This is a genomic window from Xanthobacter autotrophicus (genome assembly GCF_030015065.1).
GTDB classification, from domain to species: domain Bacteria; phylum Pseudomonadota; class Alphaproteobacteria; order Rhizobiales; family Xanthobacteraceae; genus Xanthobacter; species Xanthobacter autotrophicus_D.
In genome coordinates, this window is record NZ_JAIVFN010000026.1 from 14934 (window position 1) to 34164 (window position 19231).

General features: G+C 70.2%; 14 protein-coding genes and 1 tRNA gene. 8 read left to right on the plus strand and 7 right to left on the minus strand.

Annotated elements, in window-relative coordinates:
* Positions 1–40 precede the first annotated feature (40 nt).
* From K9U40_RS07755 to hslU, 3 genes are all read left to right on the plus strand, one after another.
* The gene (locus K9U40_RS07755; RefSeq protein WP_282889640.1) at positions 41–832 is read left to right on the plus strand and encodes an alpha/beta fold hydrolase; all 792 of its coding nucleotides are present in this window, start codon (positions 41–43) and stop codon (positions 830–832) included.
* Between the two features lie 72 nt (positions 833–904).
* Positions 905–1453 (plus strand): ATP-dependent protease subunit HslV, encoded by a 549-nt coding sequence (gene hslV / locus K9U40_RS07760; protein ID WP_282889641.1) that lies wholly within the window; start codon positions 905–907, stop codon positions 1451–1453.
* Positions 1454–1542: 89 nt separating this feature from the next.
* Positions 1543–2853, plus strand: a complete 1311-nt coding sequence (gene hslU / locus K9U40_RS07765) for an ATP-dependent protease ATPase subunit HslU (RefSeq protein ID WP_282889642.1) — start codon at positions 1543–1545, stop codon at positions 2851–2853.
* Between the two features lie 27 nt (positions 2854–2880).
* On the opposite strand, the gene K9U40_RS07770 is transcribed toward hslU, so the two are convergent.
* The gene (locus K9U40_RS07770; RefSeq protein ID WP_282889643.1) at positions 2881–4269 is read right to left on the minus strand and encodes a sigma-54-dependent transcriptional regulator; all 1389 of its coding nucleotides are present in this window, start codon (positions 4267–4269) and stop codon (positions 2881–2883) included.
* Between the two features lie 242 nt (positions 4270–4511).
* Positions 4512–6365: a hypothetical protein gene (locus K9U40_RS07775; protein ID WP_282889644.1), complete on the minus strand. Its 1854-nt coding sequence runs from the start codon at positions 6363–6365 to the stop codon at positions 4512–4514.
* Between the two features lie 227 nt (positions 6366–6592).
* Between K9U40_RS07775 and K9U40_RS07780 the strand changes: the two genes are divergently transcribed.
* A complete protein-coding gene (locus K9U40_RS07780) occupies positions 6593–7954 on the plus strand; it encodes an aspartate aminotransferase family protein (protein WP_282889645.1) in 1362 nt (453 codons plus the stop codon).
* An 85-nt stretch (positions 7955–8039) separates the two neighbouring features.
* On the opposite strand, the gene K9U40_RS07785 is transcribed toward K9U40_RS07780, so the two are convergent.
* Positions 8040–9887 (minus strand): aminopeptidase P family protein, encoded by a 1848-nt coding sequence (locus tag K9U40_RS07785; protein WP_282889646.1) that lies wholly within the window; start codon positions 9885–9887, stop codon positions 8040–8042.
* Between the two features lie 285 nt (positions 9888–10172).
* On the opposite strand from K9U40_RS07785, the gene K9U40_RS07790 reads away from it, so the two are divergent.
* Positions 10173–10247: transfer RNA gene (locus K9U40_RS07790), tRNA-Gly, on the plus strand.
* Between the two features lie 43 nt (positions 10248–10290).
* Here K9U40_RS07790 and K9U40_RS07795 read toward each other — a convergent pair.
* From K9U40_RS07795 to K9U40_RS07805, 3 genes are all read right to left on the minus strand, one after another.
* Positions 10291–12933, minus strand: coding sequence for an AAA family ATPase (locus tag K9U40_RS07795; protein WP_282889647.1), 2643 nt, complete (start codon positions 12931–12933; stop codon positions 10291–10293).
* On the minus strand, positions 12933–14054 hold the full coding sequence (locus tag K9U40_RS07800; RefSeq protein WP_282889649.1) for a metallophosphoesterase family protein: 1122 nt from the start codon (positions 14052–14054) through the stop codon (positions 12933–12935). Before K9U40_RS07800 ends, K9U40_RS07795 begins: the two co-directional genes overlap by 1 nt.
* Positions 14055–14358: 304 nt before the next feature.
* A complete protein-coding gene (locus tag K9U40_RS07805) occupies positions 14359–15624 on the minus strand; it encodes a D-amino acid dehydrogenase (RefSeq protein WP_282889650.1) in 1266 nt (421 codons plus the stop codon).
* A gap of 430 nt (positions 15625–16054) precedes the next feature.
* On the opposite strand from K9U40_RS07805, the gene K9U40_RS07810 reads away from it, so the two are divergent.
* From K9U40_RS07810 to ppk2, 3 genes are all read left to right on the plus strand, one after another.
* Positions 16055–16300: a hypothetical protein gene (locus K9U40_RS07810; protein ID WP_282889651.1), complete on the plus strand. Its 246-nt coding sequence runs from the start codon at positions 16055–16057 to the stop codon at positions 16298–16300.
* Positions 16301–16525: 225 nt separating this feature from the next.
* A complete protein-coding gene (locus K9U40_RS07815) occupies positions 16526–17017 on the plus strand; it encodes a hypothetical protein (RefSeq protein WP_282889652.1) in 492 nt (163 codons plus the stop codon).
* Positions 17018–17064: 47 nt separating this feature from the next.
* Positions 17065–17877 (plus strand): polyphosphate kinase 2, encoded by an 813-nt coding sequence (ppk2, locus tag K9U40_RS07820; RefSeq protein ID WP_282889653.1) that lies wholly within the window; start codon positions 17065–17067, stop codon positions 17875–17877.
* A 34-nt stretch (positions 17878–17911) separates the two neighbouring features.
* Here ppk2 and K9U40_RS07825 read toward each other — a convergent pair whose 3' ends face one another.
* Complete coding sequence (locus tag K9U40_RS07825; RefSeq protein WP_282889654.1) at positions 17912–19150, minus strand: MFS transporter; 1239 nt, start codon at positions 19148–19150, stop codon at positions 17912–17914.
* Positions 19151–19231: the final 81 nt, after the last annotated feature.

The following is a 19231-nucleotide window of genomic DNA, read 5'->3' on the forward strand; positions in this document are numbered from 1 at the left end:
GGATGTGGCATAGCACCGGCGCCAGCACATGGGGGCGCCGATGCCGACGACGCAGAATGACGGGCTCGAACTCGCCTATCAGGTGAGCGGGGAGGGGCCGCCGGTCCTCATCATTTCCGGCCTGTCCGCCGAGCGCTCCTTCTGGGCGCTGGCGCGGCCGCTGCTCGCGGGCTTCACCCTCATCGAGTTCGACAACCGCGACATCGGCAAGAGCGCGCGCGCCAAGGGGCCGTATGACGCCGCCGACATGGCGCGGGACGCCCTCGCCGTGCTCGACGCGGCGGGTATCCCGAAGGCGCACGTCATCGGCCATTCCATGGGCGGCATGATCGCCCAGGAGCTCGCCTTGATGGCGCCCGGGCGGGTGGACCGGCTGGTGCTCTCCAACACCATCGCCCGCAACGACCTCTACACCACGGAAATCCTGCGCCTGCTCAGGGAGCTGCGGCTCCAGCTCGACAATGAGCTGACCTTCGGCGCGGCGCTCACCAGCTTCGTGCTGGGCATGAAGACCCTGAAGAAGATCCCACTCTTTGCTTCAGTGCAGCAATCGCTGGATGCCGGGCTCTACCAGGAGAAGGACGCCTTCCTGCGCCAGCTCGACGTGTGCGCCAAGGTGGACACCATCGCGCGGCTCGGCCGCATCTCGGCCCCGACGCTGGCCATCTATTGCGACGACGACCGCCTGTTCTCGCCTCACATGGTGCGGGAGATCGCGGACGGCATCAACGGCGCGGCGCTGGATGAGATCCTCGACAGCGGCCACTGCCCCATGGTGGAGGCCCCCGCGAACTTCGCGACCACCGTCCGCGCCTTCCTGAAGGGAAGCTGACTGGCGAGAATGGTGCCGCTCGGTTGCGTCCGCGCCGGAACGCCCTAAGTAAGGGCCCGAGCGGAGCGTTTCATGCAGCATTCCCCGGATACCATTTACGGCACCACCATCGTCACTGTCCGCAAGGGCAACCGTGTCGCCATCGCGGGCGACGGACAGGTCACCCTGGGCCAGACCGTCCTCAAGTCCAACGCCCGCAAGGTGCGTCGGCTGGGCCGGGGGGACGTGATCGGCGGCTTCGCCGGCGCGACGGCGGATGCCTTCACCCTGTTCGAGCGCCTGGAAGCCAAGCTGGAGCAATATCCCGGGCAGCTCCAGCGCGCCGCCGTGGAACTCGCCAAGGACTGGCGCACCGACCGCTACCTGCGCCGGCTGGAAGCCATGATGATCGTGGCCGACGCCTCGGTGTCGCTGGTGCTCACCGGGACCGGCGACGTGCTGGAGCCGGAGGCGGGGGTGGCCGGCATCGGTTCGGGCGGCATGTTCGCGCTGGCCGCCGCGCGGGCGCTGCTCGACCGCGAGGAGGATCCGGAGGCCATCGTGCGCCGCTCGCTGGAGATCGCCGCCGACATCTGCGTCTACACCAATCGCAACATCGTGGTGGAAACCATCGGCGCCTGACGCGCCGGCCGCGCTTTCATTGGCGCGACCGACCGCGTCCCCAAGACACCAGCGCCCCCAAAGACACCAGACCCCATGAGCGACCTTTCATGAGCGACTTTTCCCCCCGCGAGATCGTCTCCGAGCTGGACCGCCACATCGTCGGCCAGGCCAAGGCGAAGAGGGCGGTGGCCATCGCCCTGCGCAACCGCTGGCGGCGCCAGCAGCTGGACGACAAGCTGCGCGAGGAGGTGCTGCCCAAGAACATCCTGATGATCGGCCCCACCGGCGTCGGCAAGACCGAGATTTCCCGCCGCCTCGCCCGGCTTGCCGGCGCGCCCTTCCTCAAGGTGGAAGCCACCAAGTTCACGGAAGTGGGCTATGTGGGCCGCGACGTGGAGCAGATCGTGCGCGACCTCGTGGAGGTGGGCATCGGCCTCGTGCGCGAGGCGCGGCGCAAGGACGTGCAGGCGAAGGCCCATCTCGCCGCCGAGGAGCGGGTGCTCGACGCCCTGGTGGGCGCCACCGCTTCGCCCTCTACCCGCGAATCGTTCCGCAAGCGCCTGCGCGCGGGCGAACTCGACGACAAGGAAGTGGAGATCGAGGTTCAGGGCGGCGGCGGACAGGGGATGCCCATGTTCGAGATCCCCGGCATGCCCGGCGCGCAGATGGGCGCCATATCCCTGGGCGACATGCTGGGCAAGGCCTTCGGCGGCCGCTCCAAGCCGCGCCGCGTCACCGTGAAGGAGGCCCATCCCCTCCTCCTCGCGGAGGAGGCGGACAAGCTCATCGACCAGGACGCCATCGTGCAGGATGCCATCCACCAGGTGGAGAACAACGGCATCGTCTTCCTCGACGAGATCGACAAGATCGCCGGCCGCGAGGGCCGCTCGGGCGCCGACGTCTCCCGCGAGGGCGTGCAGCGCGACCTGCTCCCCCTCATCGAGGGCACCACGGTCTCCACCAAGCACGGTTCGGTGAAGACCGACCACATCCTGTTCATCGCCTCCGGCGCCTTCCACGTCTCCAAGCCCTCCGACCTGCTGCCGGAGCTGCAGGGCCGCCTGCCCATCCGCGTGGAGCTGGAGGCGCTGACGCGGGCCGATTTCGTGCGCATCCTCACCGAGACCGAGGCGAGCCTCGTCAAGCAGTCGGTGGCGCTCATGGGCACCGAGGGCGTGACGCTCACCATCACCGCCGACGCGGTGGAGGCCATCGCCGACGCGGCGGTGGAGGTGAATTCCAATGTGGAGAATATCGGCGCCCGGCGGCTCCAGACGGTCATGGAGCGGGTGCTGGACGATCTGTCCTTCTCCGCCCCCGACCGCTCCGGGGAGACGGTGGTGGTGGATGCGGACTACGTGCGCTCGCGCGTCGCCGACCTTGCCCGCAACGCCGACCTGAGCCGCTTCATCCTCTGAGGGGGAGCGGCGCGCCGGTCTCCGGGATCACGAGAGCCGGCGCCGCTCCTGCCAGGCGAGCTTCTTGCGGTAGAGGGTCGAGGGGCTGAGGTCGAGGGCGGCCGCGGCGAGCGGGATGTTGCCGTCGAACGCCGCGATGGCCGCCTCGATCACCCGCCGCTCAATGATGGCGAAGGGCTCGACCTGGCCGATCATGCCCCCATGCCCCGAACCGGACAGCATGGCATGGGCGTGCAGGCTCGGTGCTTCGGCGTGGTGCGTCGGCTCGGGCTCCTCGAACAGTTCCGGTCCCAGCTCGCCGCCGTCGCCGAGAATCACCGCGCGCCGCATCAGGTTCTGAAGTTCCCGGACATTACCGCGGAACGGCCGGGCGCGCAGCACGTCGGCGGCGCCGGGGCCAAGCCGCGAAATGGGCCGCCCTTCCTCGCCGGCGAAGCGGGCGAGGAAGGCTTCCGCCAGCAGGATCACGTCGTCGTCGCGCTCGCGCAGCGGGGGCAGGGACAATGTGAGAACGTTCAGACGGTAGAAAAGGTCCTCGCGCAGGCGCCCGGACGCCACGTCGTCCTGCGGATCGCGGCTGGTGGCGCAGACGAGGCGCACGTCGCTGGTGCGCTCGTCGGTCTCGCCGGCCCGGCGGAAGCGACCTTTCTCCAGGAAGTTCAGCAGCTTGCTCTGGGTGACGGCGTTCAGCTCCGCCACCTCGTCGAGCAGCAGCGTGCCGCCGTGGGCGCGTTCGATGGCGCCGGGGCCGGTCAGGCCGAACACCGCCTGTTCCATATAGCTGGCGGGGATGGCGGAACAGTTGAGGGCATTGAAGGGGCCCTGCTGCCGCGTCGAGGCCATGTGCAGGGCGGCGGCCGCGAGCGCCTTTCCGGTTCCGCTTTCCCCGGTCACGAAGACCGGCGCCCGCGATGCGGCAAGACGCTCGATCTGCGCATAGACCGCCTGCATGGCGCGCGAGCGGCCGAGAAAGCCGCAGAAGTCGCCGTTGCGCGGCAGCTGCGGACGGTCGCGCCGCCGCCGCTCCGGCCGGCGGGCCGGCGTGGCGGCGAGAAGGCGGTCCACCACGTCCTCGGGACCGATGGGCTTGATTACGACGTCGTCGGCTCCGGCGCGCATGGCGGCCACGGCTTCCGTCACCGAGGAGCCTCGCGCCAGCGCCACCACCAGCGTGCCGGCAAAGCCGGACGCGCGCAGCCGGCGGGTCGCGTCCTCGGGATGTTCCGCGGCCAGCAGCGCCGCCGAACACCGCACGGCAAGGGGCATGGCTGCCGCAAGGTCCTCCGCCTCCAGCACGTGCAAAGCATCGCGCCGGGCGAACGCGGCACGCATCATGTTGCGCACGTCCGTTTCCGGATCACAGACCAGAACGCAGGTGCGCCGGTCGGTCTGGGGGGGTGAAGAGAGTCCTGTCATGGCATGCGTTCTAGGTAAAAAGCTAGGGATGGAACGCTCGGGCTTCAACCTAAACCAAGCCGGCGGCGGGGTCTCTAGGCCGTTTTAGGCAAGAGTGGTTACCGATACTGCACGGTCAAGGCAGGCAAACACAAGAATATGCGGTGCTGCCGGGGGGACGGTGCCTAACATTTGGGCGCGCAGGTATCAGGTGCCGCCGGTGGCGTTCCCGCGGGGATCACGGGCGTCGAGTCAAGGCCCGGCTAGCCGCGCGGCGGCTTGCCGGCCACCGCCTCGCGGGAGAGGCCGGCGGTCTCGAGCGCGGCAAGGGCCTTGTCGGCCACCGTCTGCGCCGGCAGCAGGCGATGGACGAGGCGGCGCACGCCTTCCGCGCCGTCGGGCATGCGATGGATCAGGGCGCCCACCACCTCCCGTTCATCGCTGACACGGCCGAGGGTGTTGAGGCAGAGCGCCAGGGCCAGCTTGTTCTCGATGTTGGAATGCAGCGTGAGCTGTGGCAGCAGGGCCTGGGCCGCGAACGCATCCCCCCGCATGAAGGCGGCAAAGCCCAGGAAAGCATCCTGGAGATGTGTGCGGACCGCGCCCTCGCGCCGGGCGCGCAGGAGCAGGGCCTCGCCGTCCTCGACGCGGCCGGCGCCGATGAACACGGTGGCCACCGCCGCCGCCACGTCGAAATCGAGAGGATTGAGCTTCAGCGCCTTCTCCGCGGTGGCGATGGCATCGTTCGGCTCGCCGGCGAAGAGCTGCACCAGGGCGAGGGTGCGCGCCGCATAGGCGCTCGCCGGCGCCAGCTCCGCAGCGCGCTCGGCCTCGTCCAGAACGTCCCCCATTTCCGCGGGGGTGGGGTCGGGGGTGTCATCGTGGAGGGTCGCGTAGAGCTGCGTCGTGGCCCGCACCGCATAGCCGAGGGCGAAATCCGGCTCCTGACGGGTGAGCTCGGCCAGGCAGGCGGCGCCATTGCCGCGCTGGCCCTGGGGATCGCCGCGCAGATAGGCGAAGGCGGAAGCAATGCAGCCGTAGCCGGATTTCGGCGCCTTGGCCAGGGCCTGCGCCCGCGCGCGGACCGGAATGACCCCGTAGCTCTCCATCACGGCGGCTGAAATGTCGTGCACCACGCGTCGCTCGCTTTCCGCAAGGGCGGAGCCCTGCGCTAGGCTGTCGAGGGAGGCCGACCAGACGATGGAGCCGTCGCAGCGGTCCGTCAGTCGCACGATGAGGGAGAAGGTGCCGTCGTTGCGGCCCTCGGCGAGGCCCGCCAGGGAGAAGACGGACCGCGATTGCGGTCCGGCGCAGGCCTCGGCGATCCCCGTGGCGCTCAGGTCGCCGCCGGCGGCCTTCACCTCGACGAAATCGAAGCGGGCGAAGGCGTCCCGCATCTGCTCCTCGATCGCGCGCAGCTCCGTTGGCGGCGGGGCGCCGGCGCCCGAGGCCTCGAACGCGCGCACCTCCACCACCGGCAGGCGGATGCGGTCGGCCATGGCGGTCCCGCGCTCGGGCCGGAACGGGCTGATTTTCGGCGCGAGCGCCGCCAGCCCGGCCACGAGCAGCACCGCCGCGGCCGCGGCGCCGATCCAGGCTCCCGGTCGACGCCAGACGGACCCGGCGCGCGGCGCGCCAGGCGCCGGCGGCATCGCCCGGGGCTCGGGCGGGGCGGCGGCCTCCGGCTCGGCCGGCGCATCGGAGCGCGGCCGGAACTGGGGCACGTAGCCACCCTTGGGGATGTCGATGATCAGCGGGTCGTCGATGCCGGCCGTGGTGTAATACCGCTCCAGCGCCCGCCGGAGCCGCGTCGCCTCCACGCGGACGATGGGGTCGGACTGGGGATCGAAGGATGGCGGGCGGCCCAGGGCTTCCACAGCGATGGTGTAGCCCTTGATCTCGTCGGCGCGCCCCTCAAGGGTCGCTTCCACGACGAAACGCAGGAACGCCGCAAGGCGTGGCGAGGCCGTGAAGTCCGGCGCCGCGAGCACACGCTCCAGCGCGGCGCGAACAAGCTGCGTCGTGTCACCGGCCGGCGGCGCGGTCTCGACACGGGCTGGTGCGTCGAGATCCATGATGGCGTGCAGGTCGCCAGCCGCTGGAGCTTTCTCTACCAAACTACCATCCTTACGCACGGTCAGAGCCTTTGTCGGTCAGAACACATGCGCGTGCAAGAGGGCGGAGCGGGGGTGGTCCGCGGGTGCCGGTGTTCCCAGCGGCCACGAGCGCTGATAGCTTCCCCACCGACGCGGCCGAAGAATGGCAGCCCACGGGATCGAGGCTCACCTAAGGGCCTCACCTGATGTCTGGTCTGGAGCTGCCGGCGCGTGGGAAAGGTCTCATCATGGCTCTGGATGATCTGGTCACCGAAGGCGCGGGCGTGCGGGCGGACGTTGTCCCCAACGATCTTGACGCGTTCTGGATGCCGTTTACCTCCAACCGTTCGTTCAAGAAGCGACCGCGGCTCGTCTCCCGCGCCAAGGACATGCACTATTACACGCCGGAAGGCCGCGCCATTCTCGATGGCTGCGCCGGGCTGTGGTGCGTCAATCCGGGCCATAACCGCGAGCCCATCGTCGAGGCCATCCGGCATGCGGCGACCGATCTGGATTTCGCTCCCACCTTCCAGTACGGCCACCCGCAGGCGTTCCGCCTGGCGAACCGCATCGCCGATCTGGCGCCGGGCGACCTCGACCATGTCTTCTTCTGCAATTCCGGCTCGGAAGCGGTGGACACCGCGCTGAAGATCGCGCTCGCCTACCACCAGACCTGCGGCGCCGGCTCCCGCACCCGCCTCATCGGCCGCGAGCGCGGCTATCACGGGGTGGGCTTCGGCGGCATCTCGGTGGGCGGCATCGTGTCGAACCGCCGCACCTTCGGCACCATGCTCACCGGCGTCGATCACCTGCGCTCCACCTACGATCGGGAGAACCAGGCCTTTACCAAGGGCGAGCCCGATTTCGGCGCGCACTTCGCCGACGAGCTGGAGCGCATCGTCGGCCTGCACGACGCCTCGACCATCGCGGCGGTGATCGTGGAGCCCATGGGCGGGTCCACCGGCGTGCTACCGGCGCCGAAGGGCTATCTCAAGCGGCTGCGCGAGATCTGCGACAAATACGGCATCCTGCTGATCTTCGACGAGGTCATCACCGGCTTCGGCCGCCTCGGCCACGCCTTCGCCGCCGAGCGCTATGGCGTGATCCCGGACATGATCACCTTCGCCAAGGGCGTCACCGCCGGCGCGGTGCCCATGGGCGGCGTGCTGGTGCGCAAGGGCATCTACGATGCCTTCATGAAGGGCCCGGAGCATGTGATCGAGCTGTTCCACGGCTACACCTATTCGGCGCATCCGCTGGCCTGCGCGGCGGCCCTTGCAACCCTCGATCTCTACGCGAAGGAGCACATCTTCACCCATGCCCGTGCGCTGGAGCCCTCCTTCGCCGATGCGATGATGACCCTGAAGGACAAGCCCGGCGTGCTCGATATCCGCACCGTGGGCATCACGGGGGCCGTGGACCTCGCGCCCAAGGACGGCACGCCGGGCCTGAAGGGCTATGAGGCGCTGGAGCGGGCGTTCCACGAGGACGGCCTGATGATGCGCATCTCCGGCGACACGCTGGTGGTGACGCCGCCGCTCATCATCACCAAGGAGCAGGTGGGCGAGCTGGTGGACAAGCTGGGCCGGGTCATCGAGAAGGTGGCGTGAGCCCGATCCGGCGTCGGCCGTGGGCCGGCGCCATCATGCGGTCATGCCCGGGCAGAGCGGGACATGACCGGCGGGGCCGGGCGGGTCAGAGCGGCGCGGTGGCCTGCGCCAGCCAGTCCCGCGACGCCTCGTCGAGGTCGGCGGCAAGCGCCTGCGCCACCAGCAGGTGATAGGCATCCACCTGTGCCCGCTCGGCGCCGTCGAGCAGGCAGAGGTCGATGAGCCGGCGATCGTAGGGCACGAGGGTGAGGGTCGAGAAGCCGAGGCACGGCTTCTCCGCCCCCTCCACGGCGCGCTTTTCGACGAGAATGAGATTCTCGATGCGGATGCCGTAGGCGCTGGTGCGGTAGTAGCCGGGCTCGTTGGAGAGGATCATGCCCTCCGCCAGCGCCAGGTGCCCGAGCTGGGAGATGCGCGCCGGCCCTTCGTGCACCGAGAGCCCCGCGCCCACGCCATGGCCGGTGCCGTGGTCGAAGTCGAGCCCCGCCGCCCACAGGAACTGCCGCGCCAAAGGATCGAGCTGGGCGCCGGTGATGCCATCGGGAAACACCGCGCGGCTCAGCGCCAGATGGCCCTTCAGCACCAGCGTGTAGTGGCGGCGCATCTCGGCCGTGGGCGTGCCTACGGCGAGGGTGCGGGTGATGTCGGTGGTGCCGTCCGGATACTGGGCTCCGGAATCCAGCAGGAACAGTTCGCCGGGATGGATGGCCCGGTTGGTCTTGCGGGTGACGCGATAATGCACGATCGCCCCGTTCTCCCCCGCCCCCGCAATGGTGGGGAAGGAGATGTCGGTGAGGTTTCCGGTGCTGCGCCGGAAGGTTTCCAGCGCCTCCACCGCCTCGATCTCGGTGAGATGGCCTTTCGGCGCCTCGTCGTCGAACCAGGCGAGGAAGCGCACGAGGGCGAGGCCGTCGCGCACATGGGCGGCGCGCATGCCGGCGATCTCGGCCGGGTTCTTGGAGGCCTTCAGCAAGGCGATGGGGTCGGTGCCCTTGTCCACGATGCCGCCAGCCGCCTCCATGAGGGCGGCGAGCCGTACCGGGGCGGTGGCCTGGTCCAGGCGGACCTTACGGTCCTTGGCGAAGGCGGAGAGCACCGTGTCGAGGTCGCCGGTGCCGTGGAGGCGGGCGTGGCCGGCCAGCGCCGCGCGCACCTCGTGGGAGAGCTTCAGCGGCTCAAGGAACAGATCGGGCAGCCCTTCGCGCGGCACGATGCACCAGGCGAGCGGCAGCGGCGTGTGGGCCACGTCGCCGCCGCGCATGTTGAACAGCCAGGCCGCGCCGTGGGGATCGGAGATCAGCGCCCCGTCGAGCTTGTCGGCCGCAAGCTTCTCCTGCACGCGCCTCAGCTTGGCCGCGGTGTCCTCGCCGGCCACGGAGAGGTCGAGCAGGCGCACCGGCGCGCGGGGCGGCTCGGGCCGGTCGGGCCAGATGGCGGTGAAGGGGTCGGCGTCCAGCGGCGCGAGGATGCCGCCGGCCGCCCCCACGGCCTTGGCCAGCTTGTCGCGGCCGTCGATGGTGGTGCGCCAGGGGTCGTAGGCGAGCCGCGCCCCGCGGGGCAGGTTCGCCTCGACCCAGGCATCCGGCCGCATCTGGGAGAGGGGCACCACCGTGAAGGCCCCCGTATCCACCTGGGCCGGGGCCTGGAGGGTGTAGCGCCCGTCCACGAACAGGGCGGCCTTGTCCTGAAGCACCACCACCGTGCCGGCCGAGCCGGTGAAGCCGGTGAGGAAGGCGAGGCGCTCCTCGCAGGGCGGCACATATTCGTTCTGGTGCGCGTCGGCGCGCGGCACCACATAGCCGTCGACGCCGAGCCGGGCGAGTTCGGCCCGCAGCGCGGCGAGCCGCGCGGGTCCGGCGGCGCCGTCGGCGAGGTCGTCGAAGGTCTGGAACACGGCCTTGAAGCCATGGGGGGTCTTGTGGTGCACGGTCATGGCGGGGCGGCCGAAGCTGGGAAAGGGGATGTTTCGCCAACCATAGAGCCGGATCGGCTTCGGTGAAATCACCCGAGCGGTAAATCGGTCTTTCACATGCGGGAAAGGGGATTCCTCGGCCGTTCCCCCCGGCGCGGGCGACGATCCGGCCGGACGTATCGGCGGGCTCCATGGCACATTGGGTACAGATTCGCGGGGGAGCGCCGGCATCCCCGTCCAGACGGTGGGTATTTCGCGCAACGCCCTTGATGGGGGAGGGCGCCTGCGATTATGGTCGCCCGGCGCGCGGGCGTAGTTCAGTGGTAGAACGACAGCTTCCCAAGCTGTATGTCGTGGGTTCGATTCCCATCGCCCGCTCCATCCCCTTCCTTCTCGGCGCTTTCCTTCTCGGCGCCTTGCGATCCTACCGCCCCTCGCGGATGGCGAGTCGCGTCGCTTCCACGCCGCGATAGGCGGAGGCGCGGCAGCTCAGGATCACCACCTGCATGCGGGTCGCCGCCTCGGTGAGGATCTCCATCATGGTGTCGAAGCGGTCGTCGTCGGCGAAGACGAGGGCGTCGTCGAGCACCAGGGAGGCCGGCTTGCCCTTGGCGATCAGCAGGTCCGCGAACGCGATGCGGGTGAGAATGGCGATCTGCTCCTGGGTGCCCTTGCTCAGCAGCTCCGCCGCTTCCTCCCGCCCGCCGCGGCTCAGCGCCTCGGGCCGCAGGGTTTCGCCGAAAGCAAGGCTGGCATTGGGCAGAAGCCGGCGCACATAGGGCTCGATGCGGCGGGTCACAGGTTCCAGATAGCGCCGCGCCGCCTCCTGCTGGGTCTCCCTGAGCACCTTGAGGAGGAGCGCCAGCGTATCCGCCTCCTGCTTCAGGCGCTGGAAGGCGGCCTCGGCGGCCTCGGCTTCTTCGGTCGCGGCGGCGGCGCGGCTGGCGGGGCCTTCGCCACCCAGCGTCTTGGCCTGCTCCTCCAGTCGCGCCACCTCGCCGGCGAGGGCGGGCAACTGGCCCTGCAGGGTCTCGCGGCGCTTGCGGAGCGCATCGCGCTTGCGGACGAGGGATGCCTCGTCCAGCACCTCGGCGGCGCGCTGGGCGGCATTGCGATCCATGAGGGCGCGGCCCTCCGAGGTGCGCGCGGCGTCGAGGGCGGCAGCGAGATCGGCGTCCATGAGGTCGCCGGTTTCGGCGTCGAGGTCGTCGGCGAGCCGGCGCCGGTCGCCCTCCATGCGTTCCAGCGTGGTGGCGAGGGCCATTTCCCGTTGCTGGGCGCTCTTCAGCCCCTCCAGCATGGCCTCGCGCCGCGCCGCCGCCTCGGTCTCGGCGGTGCGCAGGGCGCGGGTGCGGGTTTCGAGGTCGGCAAGGCCGGCCGGGGCTTCCTTCGTTTCCGGCGCGGGGGGCGCGAGGCCGGCCAGCGCCCCGCGCAGCGGGTCCAGCCCGGCCGGGATGCCGAGGGCGGCATCGGCGGGGCATTCGGCCTTCAGCCGGGTGCGCAGACCCAGAAGCTCCGTTTCGTCGTTGGCCCGAACCCGTGCGGCGGCCCGCGCCTCGGCCGCAGTGGCGTGGCCGGACGCGACGAGGAAATCGGCGAGCTTGCGCCGGGCGTCTTCAAGCGCGGCGAGGGCCGGCGCGCCGCTCGCGGGCGGGGTGAGGGTGAAGCTGCCGACGCCGGGAACGGCGAGCACCATGGGGCGGCTGAGGCGCACCGTGCTCCCGTCGACGAGGGGGGCGCCATCCATGAGGATGGCCGGCGCGCCCGGCTCCAGCGCCACCTGCAACGTGGCCGCGCCCGCCTCGACCGCGGCGCGGGCGGCGCCGGCAGTGTCTTCCAGCTGGCGCAGGCGGTTCACCGCCGCCTCGTCCATGCGCTCGGCAGCGATGCGGGCCTCGCGGGTGCGGATCTCGGCGGCGAGGGCCTCGGCCCGCTCCAGCCGGGCGAAGGCGGCGGCGTGGATGCGGCGCCGCTCGGCGGCATCGCGTTCCGTGCGGGCGGCATCGCGCGCATCCTCGGCGGCGCGCAAGTCGGCGCGGGCGCGCTCAAGGGCGGTGGCGGCCTGCTGCTCGGCACTCCGGGCGCGGGCCATGGCCTCGGCGTGGGCGGCGACATCGGCGGCGGCCTTGTGTGCGGCCGCCTCGGCCCTGGCGAGGGCATCGCGCATCTGGGCGCGCGCCGCCGTGCGGGTCTCCAATGCCGAGCGCTCGCCGGAGGCCTTCTGCAGGGCGAGTTCGGCGATACGCAGGGCCTGTCCCGCCGCCTTGGCGCGGTCGATGTCCTCGCCGAGCCGCTTCAGGTCGGCGTCGATCTCCGGGTCTTCCATGTCGCGGACGAGCCGGCGCTGCTCGTTGCGCCTGGCTTCGAGGCGTTCCAGCAGGCCCTCGAACTGGGTCAGCTCGCGCCGGGCGTCCTCGGCCCGGACGCGGGCGGTCTCCGCCGCCTCCTGTGCCTGCCTCAGGCGTCCGGTGGTGCGCCCGGTGGCGGTGTAGAAATCGCCGAGGCTCTTTTCCACCTGCTGGACCACGGCCTTCGCCCGCCGCCCGCCGGTCACCGCGCCCACCTCGCCGGCCAAAGCCTCCTCCAGTGAGCGCCGGGCGGTCTCGGCGGGGGCGCCGAGCTGGAAGGACAGGCCCTGTTCCACCCACAAAAGGCCCAGGGCGCCGCGGCTTTCATCGTCGGCGCCGCGATTGCCGGCGCGGTTGAAGCCGAGCAGCGCCTGGAGCTTTTCCTCCGCCGCGTCCGACGAAAAGCGCCCGTCCGGACCTTCCAGCGTCACCTGCGGCGCGGCCAGGAAGCGCTTGGACAGGTACCATTCCCCGCCGCCCACGTCGAAGGCGAGATCCACCGTCGGCGCCACCTCGTCCCCCTGCGGGCGGAAGGAGCGGATGCGGTCGCTCCTGGCGCTGTGGCGCTCGAACAGGGCGGCGCGCAGGGCGTCGAGCACCGTGGACTTGCCGGTCTCGTTGGGCTCGCAGACGAGGTTGAGCCCGTCGGCAAAGCCGTCCAGCACCACGGGCGCGCGGAACTTGCGGAAATTCTCGATGGTCAGGCGGCGGATGCGCATCAGGCCTCTCCCGGCCGCTGGGCCCGATGATGCTCCACGTAAAGCCGCTCCAGCGCGGCGGCGGCGAGGCGCCCCTCGGCTCCGCCTTCGGCCGCCATGGCGTTGAGGCGCTCGGCGGCGGCGCGCAAATCGCCGAAGGCGTCGATCTCGGCGAGGTCGGTGTCGGTGGGCCGGGTGACGAGGCCGGCGAGGTCGAGGTCCAGCCAGCGCAGCTCGTGGGCGAGGCCATCCTCCAGCCGGCGGCGCACCGCCACCTTGTCACCGAGGGAGACGAGGCCGTTCAAATGCAGGCGCGCCACCACGTTCTGCCGCGCAATCCCGGGGGCAAGGCCCGCCATGAGGGCGTCGAGGTCGGCTGCGGCGGCGAGGCTCCAGTCGGCCTCGATCCAGTGGTGGCGGCCGATGGCAAGGTCGGTGACCTGCGGCGGCGCGCCGGGGCCGGCGATGTCCACCAAAAGGGCAAGGCCGGTGGCCTCGCGGCCGAAATCGTCGGGCTCGGGGGTGCCGCTGTAATGGGTGCGCTCGTCGATGCGCAGCCGCCCGTGCCAGTCGCCCAGCGCCAGATAGGCGAGGCCGGCACGGCGGGCGCGGTCGGGGGCGAGCAGGTTGGTGTCGGGATCGGAGCCGAAAGCCTGCACCGAGCCATGGGCCAGCCCGATGCGCAGCGCGCCGGGCGGCGTCTGCGCCGCATCGAACCACGCCGTAGGATCGGAGAGGCTGCGCTTGTGGGTGAGCGGGGCCGGCAGCAGCACGGCGGTTTCGCCGATGGCGATGGGCTCCGGTGTCGTGGCGGCGATGACGTTGGGCGGCGTCTCGGCCTTGAGGCGGGTCCACAGGCCGTCGGCGCGCAGGGGATCGTGATTGCCGGGCAGCAGCACCCAGGTGACGTTCGCGGCCTCCCGCATGCGCGAGAGCGCCTGCCGGTAGACGCGGTCGCCGGGCTCGGGGCTGTCGAACACGTCGCCGGCCACCAGCACCAGCGGCGCGCTGTGGTCCTGCGCGGCGCGGGCGAGGCTGTCGATGGCGCCGAGGCGGGCCTCCTGCAAAGCCGCGCGGGCGTCTTCCTGCGCGCGCCCGAACGGCTTGCCGAGCTGCCAGTCGGATGTGTGGATGAAACGCATGCGGCCCTCCCCGGCCGGGAGGTTAGACGCCCGCGCCGCCGGCAAGGCAAGGCCGCTGCGGACCGGCGCCGGAAAACCGCCGCTGGCACGGCCGGTTGTGCGAAATGGCGGCGGGGCGGGGTTCCGGCCTCGTGGCGCGGCAGGGGCGGGAATGGCGAATCACCACGGATTGCGCCCCGGTCGAGCGTGAGCCCCGGCCATCAGGAACCCTGCGCCCCCTCACCATGAGGCGCGCGCCGCATCAGGGGACGCGCGGCGTCGCCATCCATGCGGCGCCGCGCGCGGGGGCCCGCCGGTGCGCCCCTCAGGCCGCCTCGGCGTAGCGCGCGACGGAGAGGTCGGCGGTGTCGATGTCGGGGGAGCGGCCGCCGATCAGGTCGGCGAGCACCCGGCCGGAGCCGCAGGCCATGGTCCAGCCCAGGGTGCCGTGGCCGGTATTGGTGAAGAGATTGGCCATCTTCGTCGGGCCGATGATGGGTGTGCCGTCCGGGGTCATGGGCCGCAGCCCGGTCCAGAACGAGGCCTTCGAGATGTCGCCGCCGGCGGGGAACAGGTCGCCCACCGAGAAGGCGAGTGTCGCCCGGCGCGGTTCCCGCAGGCTCAGGTCGAAGCCGGCGAGTTCCGCCGTTCCGCCCACCCGGATGCGCTCGCCGAGGCGGGTGATGGCCACCTTGTAGGTCTCGTCCATCACGGTGGAGCGCGGCGCCGCGTCCGGGTCCACGACGGGCAGGGTGAGGGAATAGCCCTTCACCGGATAGACCGGCAGCCGGATGCCGAGAGGCGCGAGCAGGGCCGGGGTATAGCTGCCCATGGCGGCCACATAGGTGTCGGCGGTGATCACCTCTCCGCCGGCCAGCGTCACGCCGGTGACGCGCCCGCCTTCGTGCCGAAGTCCCTCCACGGTGGTGCCATAGCGGAACGCGACGCCCTGCCGGGCGCAGATCTCGGCTAGGCGCTGGGTGAAGATGTGGGCGTCGCCGGTCTCGTCCCCCGGCAGGCGCAGGCCGCCGACAAACTTGTCCCGCACCCGGGCGAGCGCCGGCTCGGCGCGGATGCAGCCCGCAGGATCGAGCAGCTCGTAGCGCACATTGTGGGCATCCAGCACCTCGGTGTCGGAATGCACGTGGTCGAGCTGCTTCTGGGTGCGGAACAGCTGGAGGGTGCCCAGCATGCGCTCGTCATAGGCGATGCCGGTCTCGGCCCGCAGCGCGTCGAGGGCGTCGCGGCTGTATTCGGCGAGGGCGACCATGCGCGCCTTGTTGCGGCGGTAGGCGGCCTCGGTGCAGTTGGCCAGCAGTTGGGCCAGCCACAGATAGAGCTTGGGGTCGAGGCTCGGCCACAGCACCAGCGGACGGTGGTGCATGAGCAGCCACTTGATGGCCTTCACCGGAACGCCCGGCCCGGCCCAGGGCGCGGAATAGCCGGGGGAGACCTGGCCCGCATTGGCGAAGGAAGTCTCCATGCCCGCCGCGTTCTGGCGGTCAATCACGGTTACTTCATGCCCGGCCTTGGACAGGTAATAGGCCGATGCCGTTCCCACGACTCCGCTGCCCAAAATCAGTATGCGCATGGCGAAGACCCCTCCGGCCCCACCCCTTCCGGTTCGCGCCGGACCGGCCCGGCGCCCCGGAGCGGGGCAGCAAGTAGACATGGTGCGCCGAACCCGGCGCCATCCCGCTCTGTTCAAGCAATTTTTGCGCCTTGTCGGGATCACGATTTCTCGTGCGCCGGTCGGCATGCGACCGCCTGTCGCGCGGGTATCGAGAGGCCATCGCCCAAGGATTGATCGTGATCAAAGAATGATCTTTCGCCGCCTCCTAGCCTTTCTCCGTTGACGGGGCCTTCGGGCATGCCCGGCGGAGCGCGAGGTTTGCGCTTTTCCGGCAGAAGCTCGCACGAGGCCGCAGGGCAGGCGTTTCCCCAGTGTTTTCAAGGGAGCGCGGCCGCATTCCAGGGGCTCCGTCGTGAATTTCTTGATCTCTTCCAGAGGAGACGATGTGATGAGTGCCCTTGCCAAGCGCATTGAGCTGCCGGTTGAATCTCCCGTCCAGAAGGCCGACGACGTGCTGATCCACGTCCGCTTCAACCCCAACGCGGACGTCTTCACCATCGACCGCCTCCCCGAGGGCGTTGCCCCCAAGGCCTGGTTCGAGCGTCTTTACCTGGGCGCCGCCCCCTATTACCGCACGATGGCCAATGGCCGCGGTTTCTTCCGCATTCCGGCCGAGGTCTTCGCGACCATCTGATCGCCGTCTCCCCGGCTTTGCACAGACCGGCGCCGGCCTTCTGGCCGCGCCGGTTTTTTGTTGTCCGGCTCGCGCGCTGCGATGACACCCTCGTGGACTGCGTTTTCCGGGCCTGGTCTTTATTCTCGGATCAGGAAGGTGTTGATATTGGACAATGACGAGGCGCGGAGCCTGTCGAAACTGGCGCCGAACATGCCCATATGAGGCCATAAGAGGGAGAAAGCCATGTCGGACACAGCGGCGTCGAACCAAACCCATTCGAAGCTCGGCGACGAGACCTTCATGACGGCCGACGATCTCAAGGCCTACATGCAGGAGGTCGAGCAGTCGAAGCTGTCGAAGGAACTCGCTGCCATGGACCGCGCCGACAAGGCGCGCGAGGAACTGGTGAAGACCCTGTCGCAGCCGGTGAACCTCACCCCCGAAAGGCTGCACGAGATCAGCACCAACCTCCAGACCAAGATGCGCCTCGCCGCCCAGAGGGGCGAGACTGAGATCATGGTGATGCGTTTCCCCAACACCCTCTGCACGGACAAGGGCCGCGCCATCAACAACGCGGAGGAGGGCTGGCCCGATACCCTCACCGGGCGTCCCCGCCAGGCCTACGAGCTGTGGCGCGACCATCTGCGCCCGGGCCACTATAAGCTGAAGGCCATGGTCATCGACTGGCCGAACGGCATGCCGGGCGACATCGGCTTCTTCCTCAGCTGGGCCTGACGCCAGGCCGGCGCCACCGCAAGCAGAACAACAAACGGGAGGAAGCCATGGGCAATTCGGAGGATGGGGAGAAGGGCGACAAGCAGGAACCGCTCAAGCGCAAGGCGTACGAGAGCGAGCTGAAGGAGCTTCATGCCGAGCTCGTGAAGGTTCAGCTTTGGGCCAAGCATACCGGCGCCAAGGTCTGCGTGATCTTCGAAGGGCGCGATGGCGCCGGCAAGGGAGGCGTCATCAAGGCCATCACCGAGCGGGTGAGCCCGCGCATCTTCCGGGTGATGGCGCTGCCGCCACCCACGGAGCGCGAGAAATCGCAGATGTTCATCCAGCGCTACCTGCCGCTGTTGCCGGCGGCGGGGGAGATCGTGATCTTCGACCGCTCCTGGTACAACCGCGCCGGGGTCGACCGCGTCATGGGCTTCTGCGGGGAGGAGGAGGCGAAGAAGTTTCTTGCCGCTACGCCCTTCGTGGAAAAGGCCATCGTCGAGTCGGGCGTCCTCCTCCTCAAATACTGGCTCGAGGTCTCCGAGGAGGAGCAGACGCGGCGCATGGAAAGCCGCATCGACGATCCGCGCAAGATCTGGAAGCTCTCGCCCATGGACCTCGAATCCTATTCGCGCTGGTATGATTATTCCCGCGCGCGGGACGAGATGTTCGAGGCGACCGACACCCAGTGGGCGCCCTGGTTCGTCGCCCAGTCGGACGACAAGAAGCGGGCGCGCCTCAACATCATTTCGCACCTGCTTTCGCGGATCCCCTACGAGGAGGTGCCGCGGGAGAAGATCAAGCTTCCCAAGCGGCAGAAGCCCCACGGCTATGTCGAGGCGGATTACGCCCGCCACCGGGTGCCGGCCCGGTTCTGAGCCTGCGCCCGGGCGGCGGCGTCCGTGCGCCAGGTCAGGGACGCCCTGCCGCCGGGGCCGCATCGGTCGCGGCGTCGCGCTGCGCCTTCAGGTCCAGGGCGTAGGACAGGACCGCGAGGGCAAGGCCCGCCACGGCGATGGCGGCGCCCATGAAGGGCAGGTCCGCGTAGGGTAGCCCGGCAGTGAGCGCCAGGCCGCCGGCCCAGGCGCCGATGGCGTTGCCGAAGTTGAATGCGCCCTGGTTCAGGGTCGAGGCGAGGTTGGGGGCTTTCGCCGCCTCGGTCACCACCCGCGTCTGGAGCGGTGCGATGAGGGCGAAGGCGAGCACGCCCCAGATGAACAGGGTGAGCGCCGCCGGCACCACCGCGTGGCTCGTCGCGGCGAAGGACGCCAGCAGCGGGACGATCACCGCCATGATGCCGATCACCGACGGCATCAGCCGCCAGTCCGCCAGCCGGCCGCCGAGGAAGTTGCCGCAGGTGAGGCCGACGCCGAACAGGAGCAGCATCAGCGTCACGCCCTGGGTGCTGATGCCGGTCACGTTCTGGAGGATCGGCGTGATGTAGGTGAAGACGCTGAACAGGCTGGCCGACGAGACGATGCTCAAGGCCATGGCAAGCATCACCTGCGGGCTGCCGAGGGATTTGGCCTCCCGCTTGAGGTTCATGGGCGGAACCTCGATGGTGCGCGGCAGGAAGGCGGCCAGCGCCAGCGCGGCGGCGATGCCGATGGCGACCACCACGAAGAAGGGGCTGCGCCAGCCCAGTGCCTCGCCCAGCGCCGTCCCCGCGGGCACGCCGAGCACGTTGGCGAGGGTGAGGCCGGCGAACATCATGGCGATAGCCTGCGCCTTGCGCCCCGGCAGGACGAGGGCGGATGCCACCACCGCGCCGAGGCCGAAGAACGCGCCGTGGCACAGGGCGGTGAGCACCCGCGCCCCCATGAGCAGCCAGTAGGACGGCGCGAGCGCGCACATGAGGTTGCCGAGGATGAAGACGCCCATCAGCACCAGAAGGGCGCGCCGCCGGTCCATGCGCGCCGTCGCCACCGCGAGGAAGGGTGAGCCGAAGGTCACCGAGAGGGCATAGCCCGTCACCAGCAGGCCGGCTTCGGGAATGGTGACGTGAAGGTCGCCGGCCACCTGGGGCAACAGGCCCATGATGACGAACTCGGTGGTGCCGATGCCGAAGGCGGCAGCGCCCAGCGCGAGCAGGGGGAGGCGGGGATTGCCGTGCGCCGGAGCGGGCGACGGTGCGGAAGGCTGTGCGGCCATGACGATCACCGGATGGGGCGGGAGCCGGTTCAGGCGCTGCGCGCCCAATGATGAACGTCAGTTTATGCCGCAGTGCAGCAA

Bases quoted from the DNA above. Each gene is read 5' to 3' on its own strand.
- K9U40_RS07755 (WP_282889640.1), top strand. From the start codon at position 41: ATGCCGACGACGCAGAATGACGGGCTCGAACTCGCCTATCAGGTGAGC.
- hslV (WP_282889641.1), top strand. From the start codon at position 905: ATGCAGCATTCCCCGGATACCATTTACGGCACCACCATCGTCACTGTC.
- hslU (WP_282889642.1), top strand. From the start codon at position 1,543: ATGAGCGACTTTTCCCCCCGCGAGATCGTCTCCGAGCTGGACCGCCAC.
- K9U40_RS07770 (WP_282889643.1), bottom strand. From the start codon at position 4,269: ATGACAGGACTCTCTTCACCCCCCCAGACCGACCGGCGCACCTGCGTT.
- K9U40_RS07780 (WP_282889645.1), top strand. From the start codon at position 6,593: ATGGCTCTGGATGATCTGGTCACCGAAGGCGCGGGCGTGCGGGCGGAC.
- K9U40_RS07785 (WP_282889646.1), bottom strand. From the start codon at position 9,887: ATGACCGTGCACCACAAGACCCCCCATGGCTTCAAGGCCGTGTTCCAG.
- K9U40_RS07795 (WP_282889647.1), bottom strand. From the start codon at position 12,933: ATGCGCATCCGCCGCCTGACCATCGAGAATTTCCGCAAGTTCCGCGCG.
- K9U40_RS07800 (WP_282889649.1), bottom strand. From the start codon at position 14,054: ATGCGTTTCATCCACACATCCGACTGGCAGCTCGGCAAGCCGTTCGGG.
- K9U40_RS07805 (WP_282889650.1), bottom strand. From the start codon at position 15,624: ATGCGCATACTGATTTTGGGCAGCGGAGTCGTGGGAACGGCATCGGCC.
- K9U40_RS07810 (WP_282889651.1), top strand. From the start codon at position 16,055: ATGAGTGCCCTTGCCAAGCGCATTGAGCTGCCGGTTGAATCTCCCGTC.
- K9U40_RS07815 (WP_282889652.1), top strand. From the start codon at position 16,526: ATGTCGGACACAGCGGCGTCGAACCAAACCCATTCGAAGCTCGGCGAC.
- ppk2 (WP_282889653.1), top strand. From the start codon at position 17,065: ATGGGCAATTCGGAGGATGGGGAGAAGGGCGACAAGCAGGAACCGCTC.
- K9U40_RS07825 (WP_282889654.1), bottom strand. From the start codon at position 19,150: ATGGCCGCACAGCCTTCCGCACCGTCGCCCGCTCCGGCGCACGGCAAT.